4 protein-coding genes are annotated in these 9906 nt (G+C 46.8%); all 4 read right to left on the reverse strand.

The features are described from left to right. Nucleotides 1-4070, reverse strand: a 4070-nt coding sequence (locus ACL9RM_RS26030) for an amino acid adenylation domain-containing protein (RefSeq protein WP_414126680.1), incomplete at its 3' end; no start/stop codon positions are given. 50 nt (nt 4071-4120) lie between these two features. Continuing rightward, the gene (locus ACL9RM_RS26035) at nt 4121-5986 is read right to left on the reverse strand and encodes an ABC transporter ATP-binding protein (protein ID WP_250268913.1); all 1866 of its coding nucleotides are present in this window, start codon (nt 5984-5986) and stop codon (nt 4121-4123) included. Further along, the gene (locus ACL9RM_RS26040; protein ID WP_250268208.1) at nt 5961-7856 is read right to left on the reverse strand and encodes an ABC transporter ATP-binding protein; all 1896 of its coding nucleotides are present in this window, start codon (nt 7854-7856) and stop codon (nt 5961-5963) included. Before ACL9RM_RS26040 ends, ACL9RM_RS26035 begins: the two co-directional genes overlap by 26 nt. A 215-nt stretch (nt 7857-8071) precedes the next feature. Then, entirely contained in the window at nt 8072-8896 is an 825-nt protein-coding gene (locus ACL9RM_RS26045; protein ID WP_250268207.1) for a thioesterase II family protein, read from the reverse strand. Nucleotides 8897-9906 lie beyond the last annotated feature (1010 nt).

Below are 9906 nucleotides of genomic sequence, written 5' to 3' on the forward strand. Positions count from 1 at the left end.
ACAAGCACCTGACGGATGCCTGCCCACTCCTGAATTGCGGTGCCCAGAGCTGTCAGCAACAGGTCGTTCGCTTCCGTGTTGTAGGCTTGGTGTGCCTGCTTCAAAAATTGTTCTGTTTCTTCGACAGTCCACGCTACTGTCAGTGTCCGATCATCGCGAAGCTGTGGCTTGGCCTGAGATTTACGAGTGTAATCTTTAGGCAAGGATGCCTGACTCTTCCCTGCTTGCTCAATCTGCTCCCAATACGCACGCTCGTTCTCCAACGCTCCACTGCTCGCATAAGCGGATAGCTGGTCTGCCCACAGACGGAAGGAATCCGTTTTGTTGGGTAAACGGACAGACTCCCCCCGTAAAGCCTGCTCATAACCGGATGCCAAATCCTCCAGCAAAATACGCCAAGACACGCCGTCGACTACAAAATGATGGATCGCTACCAACAAATGGTCTCCATCCGGGCAACGGAACAGACCCAGTTTCACCAAAGGGCCTTCATCTAGACGAATACTGCTTTGAATTTCGCTGGCTTTGTTCTCCAGCAAATGAGCAAAGTCAGACTCATTTGTAAAATCAACCACTTCCAGGCTGTACAGTTCCCCTTCTTGCACGCCACGGTTCCATACTTCATATCCACCGTCCACATTTTGGCGGAATACGATGCGCAAAGCGTCATGATGCTCGACAATGCATTGCAGTGCCTGATGAAGCGCCGTTTCGTCCAAACGATCCTCACGGTGCAGCATCAGAGCCTGGTTATAGTGCTCAGGATTGGATGGCTGCTGCTCAATGAACCAGTGTTGAATCGGTGTCAATGTCACGTTTCCACTGACTTCTCCTTGATCGGAAACGCGGGTCACCCGCTGCACCCGTCCATTCAGCTCAGCAATCGTCGGATACTGGAACAGCTCTCTCATTTCCAGCTTGTAACCATTTTGCAACAGTCTTGAAGACACCTGGATGGCCTTAATCGAGTCACCTCCCAGATGGAAAAAGTTATCCAGCACACCAATATGCTCGATACCAAGTACAGATTGCCACACGGACACTAGCGTCCGTTCTACCTCATTACGGGCTGCTACGTAATCCTCACCGGAATCTACGCTGCCCTCCGGTTGCGGCAACGCCCGACGATCCACTTTGCCATTTGGTGTCAACGGCAATTGCTCCAGCTGCACAAAATATGACGGTACCATGTAACCCGGCAATTCTTGGCTCAAGGCGCTTCGCAGCTCACTAGCCGCGATATCCGCAAGGGTGACTACATATGCACAGAGCTGCTTTTGCCCCTGCTCATCCTCACGTGCAATGACGACGGCTTCTTGCACCGCTTCCAGCTTCAACAGCTGCGCTTCCACCTCACCCAGCTCGATCCGGTAGCCCCGAATTTTCACCTGTGCGTCGATTCGTCCTTTGTATTCCAGCGTCCCGTCCTCATTCCAGCGCACCAAATCGCCTGTGCGGTAGCAGCGCTCTCCGCTGCGGAACGGACTATCTACGAACTTTTCAGCCGTCAAATCCGGACGGTTCCGGTAGCCACGTGCCACCCCATCGCCGCCGACGATCAACTCCCCCCATGCCCCGACAGGCTGAAGCTGCATGGAACGATCTACGACATACGCTGTGGAGTTGTGGATCGGACGCCCAATCGGCACCGCTTCCAATTGCACGCTGGCAATCGCATGAGTTGTAGAAAAAGTTGTATTTTCTGTCGGCCCATAGCCGTTAATGATCCGAAGGGACGGATGAGCCTCCAGCACCCGGTTAATGTGCGGTACGGACAGCACATCACCACCGACCAGCAGTTCTTGTACCCCCTCGAACAGCTCCAAGTCCTGCTGAGATAGCTGGTTAAAGAGCGGTGCAGTCAGCCACATTGTCGTGATACCATGGTTGCGCACGGCTTCCTTGAGCTTTGGAGCGTCCAAAATGACATCCTGACTTACCAGCACGAGCTGTCCACCATTTAGTAGCGCACCCCAAATTTCGAAGGTGGACGCGTCAAAGACAACAGCGCCAGTTTGCAAAATGCGTGTATCAGCATCTAATTGCGCATAGTTTGTACTTTTCACCAAACGCACAACACTGCGATGTTCTACCATAACCCCTTTGGGCTGTCCGGTTGTGCCCGAAGTGTACATCAAATAAGCTAGTCGGTTTCCAAATTTACGTTCTTGTTCTTCAGCGGTGCTGTCTACGACAGACGAGGATGATTCATTTAAAATCTCATTTTTCAGATTTGTATAATCGGTATAATCCGCATGATAAACCTCATTTTGCTCCCAATGTACGGTATTCAAGCCTTGGTTATTCTCTGCCCCGTGCACCTTAGCATCGCTCAGATCCAGTACGATTCCGGTGTATTCCTCCGGTTGTTGTTCTGCGCTCTGCACCAGCAGCAACTTCGCCCCCGAATCTTCCAACAGGTAACGTACACGTTCAGCCGGATAATCAGGATCAATCGGTACATATGCGCCGCCCGCTTTGAGAATCGCCAACATGCCAACGATCATATCCGTGGAACGCTCAGCAACGATACCTACAGTTTGCTCGGCGGTAACACCGTGTCCGCGCAACGTGTGAGCCAGTCGATTTGCTTTTACATTCAGTTCGCCATAAGTTAAACGGGCATTTCCGAACACAACTGCTGTCTGATTCGGTGTACGTTCAGCCTGTTCCTCAAACAACTCATGAATGCCTGCTTCGTGTGGATATTCCACCGCTGTAGCATTGAATACGTCGACGATTTGCGCCCGTTCTTCCTCACTGATCAGCGACAATTCGTGTATCCGCTTGTGTGGGCCCTGCACCATATGCTCCGCCACACTCAAAAATTGTCGAATAATTCGAGCAATTTCCTGTTCACTAAACAGCTCGGTACGATAATCCAGGTACAGCACGAGTCTATCATCATCCAGCATTTCAACCATGTGAATATCGAAGTCGTTCACCGTATCTCCGCAGAAATCGTTATCAACCTGCTGAATCGCTTCATCAAACCGGGAGAAACTCAAAGTACGGTACTGAATGGAAGCACCAAACAGACGCTGAATGTCCAGACTGCTTTGCTGTTCACGCAAATCCTGAATAATTTTGTTGTACGGGTAACGCTGATGCCGCAAAATAGACGCCTGCTCCTTCCCTACACCCTGCAGGAAGGTCAGCAGTTCGGATTCTGGTTCGACCAACAAACGCGTAGCCACGGTACTGACGAACATACCGATGGTATCTTTTTCCTTCTTAGACGTACGGTTGGCATAGAGTGTCCCCACGGTTAAGTCCTGCTCTCCCGTCACTTTATGCAAATAAATATACAGAGCCGCCAGGAAGAACGTGAAAATACTAATTTTATGTTCCTCGCAAAAAGCCGTAACACCACGATACAACTCATGTTCCAGTATAAAGCTCTCCCGGCGTGCAGCTGTGCTCAGTGTCAGCGGGTTATATGATTTCAAACCTGTAGTCTCTGGCAAATCGGCAAACTTTTCTGTCCAGTACGTTTTGTCCTTTTGATAACGGTCTGATTGCTCATAGCTTTGCTCTACCTGGATAAAATCCAGATAGGGATTGCCCTTGGTCGGCGTATCTTGACCTGTACCATGCACAATATCCATATAATGTCCGGTGATTTCATTAATGGCCTGATTCATGGACACGCCGTCTGAGATAATATGATGCATTTTAAAATTAAACCAGGTTTCTTCTGCTCCGAGCTGCAAGATAACAAATCGGTACAGCTGCGAATCCAACAATGAGAACGGCTGTGGATTATGGCGCTTTAACCATTCCTTTGCTTCTTCCAGGGTAACTTGGAGCGTTTCTATACTTTCCGCCGTAAACGGCTCTACATATTGATACGGAATCCCATCCTGAGCAGTAATTTTGATACGAAAAGAATCATTTTGGGCAATGACCCGGTTCATTGCTTGCTGCAAGGCATCTATACGAACATTTCCCCTGATTTTTACTGTTGCAATAATTGTTGATGTGTTCCGATTAGGATACAGAAGCTCCGTATACCAAATCCGTTGCTGTGGCTGGCTTAGCGAAAACAATTGAACATTTTGCTGTGTCATCCGTCTCTCTCCTCGCAAAATAGATATTGGTAAAAAGGAAATTCGCATATTTATGCGGTTTGTTCCTCGGGATGCTTTCGAAATTGAAGCTCATACAGCTCTGCATAATGACCGCCCTCGGCAAGGAGCTGATCATGGGTACCCTGCTCTTTCAGTTCACCATCGGCAAGGACACAGATCGTATCCGCCCGTTCAATCGTAGACAATCGATGGGCAATAACTAATGTCGTACGATCCTTCATCAGCTCATTTAAGCCCTGCTGGACTTCATATTCCGATTCTGCATCCAAAGCCGAGGTTGCTTCATCCAACAGCAAAATCGGTGCATTTTTGAGCAAAGCACGAGCAATTGCGATCCGCTGTCTTTGACCGCCAGACAAATTGGCTCCGCGTTCACCAACAATCGTGTCGTACCCCTCTGGCAGCTCGGCTATGAAGCCGCTGGCATAGGCTGTTTTGGCCGCAGCCTCTACTTCCTCATCCGTGGCAGTCGGTGAGCCAAAACGGATATTATCCGCTACTGTACCGTGGAACAGCGTAGCCTCCTGTGGTACATAGGCCATCAAATCCCTGACCTCATCCAACGGAAATTCTTCTGCCAAGCGACCACGAACCCGCAGCACACCTTCGTCCGGTGGGTAAAATCCCAACAACAGCTTCATGACTGTGCTTTTGCCGCCACCACTCGGGCCGACAAGCGCGGTTACCTGTCCTTCTGGCACGACCAAGTTTAACCTTTGCAGCGTTGGATGGTCAGGCTGATAGCCAAAGGTGATGTCGTGCAGCTCCAGCGCAGCCGGAGTCTGTTCAATGGCATGGTCTGAACGCAAGGTCTCAACATCGCCATAGAATTCCCCAGATTCACGGGCTGATAAAGCTGCCGTCTCGGGATCGATAAGCCTAGTCAGCGGTCCCTTCTTTTTAGCCGCGGGGAACTGCTCTTCTTCCTTCGACTCATCCAGAATTTCGCGGATACGCGCCAAGCCTGCCAAAGAGTTTTGTAACAGTGTTACAGCTGCCCCTAGCTCCAAAAACACCGTTGAAATACCGGTTTGCAGCTGCACAATCTGTCCCAATACTCCCAGTTCCATTTGCTTCTGCGATACCAGAATCAATCCGGCGACAAGCACACCGCCCAGCGTAATGAACTCTATGACAAAATTGCACATATCCTGCAAGCCCATATGACGTCCCTGCCGGATGCTGATACGGTTTATGTCCTCGCTTGCATCGTTACATAGTCCACCTACCTTTGTCCTCAACCCAAACAACTTCACCGTCTGCAAACCGGAAAGCAAATCACTCAATCGTTCCGTGAACCTGCTCATCCGTCCCTGTAACTCTTCACTCGTCTTTCGCATTTTCTTTGCGAAATGAGCATTTATCCAGGCTGAAGCCAGCCCAAGTAAAACCACCATAATCCCAAATCGCCAATCCAGAACCATCAAAATGACCAACGAGCCCAAGAAAAGCGAAATTTCTAGTATAATCGAGCGGATATGAACGGTGTAAGCCTGCTCCAGCGCCTGTACATCATTCGTCATACGGGATACAAGATCACCCGAATGGTGTTTTTCGGCTTTATCGTACGATAGCTTAACAATGTGGCCAAATAGTTTCATTCGTACTTCGGCAATCGCCAGCTTTACACACCGTTTATACATATAGCTGCACAGGGGGGAAATAAGACTTAATGCCAAAAATGTACCACTAACCAAATAGACCGCTCGGTATAGCTCCTGTACATCGCCATTAACCGCGAAATTCAGCAAATAATGCACCACAAAAGAAAGTAAAATCGTGATGCTCGCATTGGTCAGACTATTGCCAACCAGCCCGGTAAAATACCATTTTCGGTGCGGCTTCATCAGGGACATCAACTGCTTAAATTCATAAAACCCCTGCTTGAAGGTCACGACGCTCACCCCTTTCCTCAGGCAACGAATTACCGTTTTCCGCCGTATGCTGTTCTTCTTCAAAATTTTTCAAATACAGCTTTCGATACACACCATCACGACCTAGTAATTCCTCATGAGAACCCGATTCCACAATGCTCCCCTGATCGAGTACAATAATGCGGTTCGCCTGACGTACGGTTGACAGTCGATGAGCAATGACCAGTACCGTCCGGTTTTGCATTACCGCATTCATCGCATTCTGCACCTGAGCCTCCGACTGACTATCGAGTGCTGAAGTCGGCTCGTCCAATAGAAGCAGCGGAGCATTTTTCAGTAATGCTCTTGCTATGGAAATACGCTGTTTTTGACCGCCAGACAATCCGCCTCCCCGCTCGCTCAACAGGGTTTCATAGCCCTCGGGAAGTTGAACAATAAAATCATGCGCATGTGCCGCTTTCGCCGCCTCGACAATTTCTTCCCGAGTCGCCTCCAAACGTCCATATCCGATATTTTCTGCAATGGTGGCCGGAAAAAGCGACGGCTCCTGAGATACCATCGAAATATGACTGCGCAGGCTTGTTAAATTCCAATCTGTCAAACTCTTTCCAAATAGTTGAATGGTTCCAGCATGCTCTCCAGGTTCATTAAATCCGCAAAGCAGCTTGAAAATCGTGCTTTTACCTCCACCGCTGGCACCGACAATCGCCACCATATCCCCTTGCCCTGCCTGGAAGCTGATATCCTTCAGCACTGTGTTCCCTTCATCGTAGCCAAAGGTCAAATGCTCAAAGCTGACTACAGCAACACTATCAAAGTCATCATCACTTTCTGCTCCGCCTTCACTCATTCGGTTGGCTTTCCCATTTGCATCGTCTTTCAAATGAGGCGCCTCATTCTCTCGCTTCTGATCTACCAAGGTCATTTCGCCATCCTGACGTTCATTCTGCCAATCCAGTACCTCAAACAAATGCTTTGCGGCTCCACCCGCTTCCTTCATTTGCGAAATGATTGTCGGCAGCATGGCAATCGGCTGCAATATGAACGAAATCAGGTATAAAAAAAGTACAATGCCTCCAGCATTCAGCTCTCCATGTTGTATCAGGTATCCTCCGTATACAATGACCAAAATAATCGGTGTTGCTAGCATCATCACACCTACCGGAGTAATGGCTGCATAGCGCTTTTCTAGCCGTAAGCCGCGCTTGACGACCTCCTCCATAATCACCATATACTTCTTCAACAGCACAGCTTGCATATTGAATGCCTTGACGATAGGGATTCCTCCGATTGCATCTTGCCCCACAGCGTTCAAATGAGCAATTTTCTCCTGAAGATCCGCGGAATATTTTTCAATCGGCTTGCTCATTAGTGATGTTATGATCATTCCTATTGGCATGAGCGCAAGACTTGCCAATATCAGTTTCCAGCTTGTCAGTAAAAGCAATATGAGTGATGCCGTAAACACAAGCGGTAAATAAAACAGATTGGCAAACTGCTGGATAAAAAAGTTCTGTAATACTGCCGTATTATTGGTTAGACGGGATACCAAATCTCCGGTAAATTTCTTTTCCACGCTGGAAACCGGTAAATCGCAAAACTTATGTACAAGATCGCCTCTCAAGTCGCGCAGAGCACTAACACTAAATCGCGCTGAAGCGTACCTCATCACAAACTTACAGGGCATTCCAATTAGCGTCATACCAACAACCAGATAGATCATGTTCTGGGTAGAGGAGAATGTCCCCTGTGCCATTTGCTCAATGGCCTTACCCAAAACAATGTCAATAGCTGCCAAACACAAGGAGGCGATCACCGTTATGAAAACCCATAGATTATACGGCCTTATATAACGTGCGAGTCTCCGAAAAGCAGAATTTAATCGAAACAAGGGCATCCCTCTTTTCGTTGCCCACACTTTATCAGTGCGAACTTTTTATATTGGCTGTGGACGTCAATGAGATAAACTCTGGGTTTGGATGCATGAGTATCCGTGCAGAATAAAATGCGATTTTGAACTATGCTGGAATTTGCATCTTGGTGTGGGTTGGTTGTTGATTGTTGCTGAGATGGTAATAACGAAGTGTATCGTGATGTGTGGGACATTCAACTCTGTCTGAATCGTGGTTGTAGGGTGCTTGTGTTGTAAGCTGTATGAGCTGCCGCCGCGTGGCCCATCGGCGAGGATGTAGAAAGAATGTTCTCGACTGCGCTCATAACCTCTTGTTCTTGTTCATGGATGAAAAAGTGATTACCTTCGAACATCTGAACATCCATAGGTGATGTCGTATGTTGTTGCCAGGCATGGAGTGACTCTGTGCTAACCTCAAAATCCTTCATTCCGCCTAAAACGGTTATCGGGCATACCAGTGGATTTCCCGGCTGATAAACATAAGTTTCACATACCTTAAAATCTGCACGCAGACGAGGCATAATAATTTGCATCAATTCTGCATTTTGCAGCACCTCTTCAGGGGTTCCCTGCATTAAACGAAGCTCTTCCGTGAAAGAATCGTCTGCTAAATCATGGAGTCGTTTTTTGGAGTATGGAAGATGTGGTGCGGATTTACCAGATATGATGATATGCACAGGTAGCTTTCCAGTTTTGCTGTACAACTGTCGTGCTGTTTCAAATGCAATCAGTGCCCCCATACTGTGCCCAAAAAAAGCGAACGGCTTATGCATGTATGGAGCCATTGCGGGAACCAACGATTGAACGATGTCTTGAAGAGTATCCATTGGAGCTTCTGTTGAACGGCTTTCACGTCCTGGAAGTTGTATAGGCAACACGGTAATGTCAGGCGCAAACCTAGACTTCCAAGAGTTAAATATGTAAGCACCACCACCGGCGTAGGGGAAGCAAAATAGTTGGAGCTTCGCAGTCGGTTGGACCTCTGTTTTCGCGAACCAAGATTGCGATCGAGTCGTCATATGAATTCCTCCATCCTCTATTAATTTCATAATTTTACAGTAAATCCTTATATCTCTTTTTTTATTCCAACACTTTCTAACTATTTTTAAATATACAAACTTTAAAACCACTTGGCATGGGACAAAAGGGCTAAATCGATAGAGCTCATAAAAATAAAACAAAATCCATATTATGTTATTTATTTCCAAACTTCAAAAGCAACAATTTCACTTTTTGTATTAGTTATCTGTCAATCATGATCTGTTAATTTAGTTTAAAACGAAATTTTAGGTTTTCACGAATTTTGTAAAACTAAACTCATTATGATTTACATTGAAGCTCCACCCCCTTATCCTACAACAATTTTATCTTTACATGCCATTAACATAAATGTAACAAATTCAACCTGATATCATCCGACAAATTCCGCCTTTTTCCGCAACTCTCTTTAACCTCCTAAATAATGGATTGAATTTGTATCAAGCTCACATAAGCCAAAATTAATAACTCTTTAATTTTGTAATAAATATTGTTATTCCATAGTCCTAAAGGACCCTATTTTGCATATTTTTTTCTGACTCTTCGTCTAAAAAATTCAGTTCGGATTGAGTTTTTCTCTCCCAAAGCTATGAATTTCATTTTCAAACTCTAATAGAAACGTTTCTATCTCGATTCAAAAGTACCTGTTCTCTAGAAATTTATAGCCTTACTTTAATCTTTCACCCCCTCAAAAAACAGTAACGGCAACAGCAAGGCTCCCTGTTGTTGGAGCTTGTTGCTTTATATATTTCATTATGTTTGACTTCACTATCGGTCGATATGCAGAGCGTTGTAAGCTTTATTGTAGTTATCCCCCAATCTTATTAATTTAGTGGGATGGAGTATATGTATGGGTTTCTTGTATATTTTCCAAAACGCGAAAGCCTTATGGTATACAAAAAGAGCACAGCCCATTAAGGCTGTGCTCTTTTATCTTGCTTGGCGACGTCCTACTCTCCCAGGACCCTGCGGTCCAAGTACCATCGGCGCT

Source organism: Paenibacillus sp. S29 (assembly GCF_049319765.1).
Classification (GTDB): Bacteria; Bacillota; Bacilli; order Paenibacillales; family Paenibacillaceae; genus Paenibacillus; species Paenibacillus polymyxa_B.